Annotated in this window: 1 protein-coding gene; it reads left to right on the top strand. The window is 34.7% G+C overall.

Annotated features, from left to right (window positions below):
- Positions 1-127 precede the first annotated feature (127 nt).
- Entirely contained in the window at positions 128-1,591 is a 1,464-nt protein-coding gene (locus MNV_RS15280; protein ID WP_179294018.1) for an IS1634 family transposase, read from the top strand.
- The last annotated feature ends 7 nt before the right edge of the window (positions 1,592-1,598 follow it).

Below are 1,598 nucleotides of genomic sequence, written 5' to 3'. Positions count from 1 at the left end.
CCCAACTTTACCCCAAACTTCTGACAACAAAATCTGAAAATTTATTTTTTCTAAAGCAGTAACCTGCATTTTTTACATCTCAACCGAAAAATATATTTACTTTATTGTCATATATTAAATGACAACTATGAGTTTTATAAAGAAGATCAAAAAGAAAGGAAAAACCTATGCAATAGAGGTAGAGGGATACAGAGATAAGGATGGAAAAGTAAAGCACAAATACCTGCGATATTTGGGGACGTTAGATGAAAACGGGAAAGTAAAGTCTTCTCAAAAAGCCATAACTGTAGACAAAGTGTTTCGATTTGGATTGCCAGCTATTGTTTCAAAAACAATAGAGCAATTAAAACTCAAGGATATGATAGAAAAATACAAAGAAGACCTGGATACAATCCTATTAATGCATTTGTGTGCTCCCTCGAGCATTTCAAAGATGGGGCATCAGATTGAAAACATTGATCCTGACTTTATAAAAGCAGAACTTCCTTTCAACAGGAAAAGAATTGATGCAACCCTGGATTTTTTAGAGGAACATAAAGAAGTTATAGAACAAAATGTTTATGAAAATCTCAAAGAAAAGTACAGCAATGAGACACTATTCTATGATATCACCAGCATTGCCCTTAACGGTTATCGCTCAACTCTTGCCAAAATAGGCTATCCTGAGTTTTCTCCACAGATAAATATAGGGCTATGCATTGAAGGAAAATATGGTTTTCCTATATTTCATGAGATTTTTTCAGGGAATTTTCCTCAGAAAAAAACACTTTTTCAGATAGCAGAGAAGCTCAAAGTATTTGGTAGAACAAATGCAGTACTTATATTTGATGCCGGAATTGCAGACGTTAAAACCATAGCCGATGTAGAAGACCTGGGCTTCGGTGTGATCTCAAGAATGCCGATGCATGAGGGTTTGAAGAAAATTGTCCTGGAAAATTTATCTTCATCTGTTAAAGACATTGTCAAGCTTTCTGGATCAAAAGTATATGTAAAAGAGATCCAAAAAGAGAAGGGGAAGCTTCTTATTTGTTTCAATGAAAAGTTGAAAGTCTCTATCAAAGAGCATCGTTATGATGAAGTGATAGAAGCTATTGAAAAAAAGAAAAAGGGGAAGCCGATTAAGGATGGTCTTAAGAAATATCTTTTAAAAAATGGGAAAGAGTGGAAAATCGATTACGATAAACTTGAAGAAGCAGAGAAATATGACGGAATTTATGTCATTTACTGCTCCGATACTTCCATGCCAAAAGAAAAGGCAGTAAAAGCATATTTCGAGAGAGACAGAATTGAAAAGGGCTTTCAAACAATGAAAAATGTTCTCAATGTTAAGCCATTGAGGTTTCAGTTAGATAAAAAAATAAGAGCTTTTGTGATGCTTTGCCATCTTGCTTACCTCGTGGCAACATATATCGAAGCGGAACTCAAGGACAAAGAGCTGAATTATAGTTTTGATAAGATAAAAGAGCTTTTGGAGAATGTTTACACTGTAAAAATCCACCATGGAGATAAGCTGCTAAAAAGAACGAGTTCTATGACTGAGGAGCAGAAAAAAATTATGGATGTTTTTGGCTGTTGTCATAACCAAGGGTGAAAGTTGG

This window comes from Candidatus Methanoperedens nitratireducens (assembly GCF_900196725.1).
In the GTDB taxonomy this organism is placed as follows: Archaea; Halobacteriota; Methanosarcinia; order Methanosarcinales; family Methanoperedenaceae; genus Methanoperedens; species Methanoperedens nitroreducens_A.
This window is presented reverse-complemented; position numbering and strand designations above follow the sequence as displayed.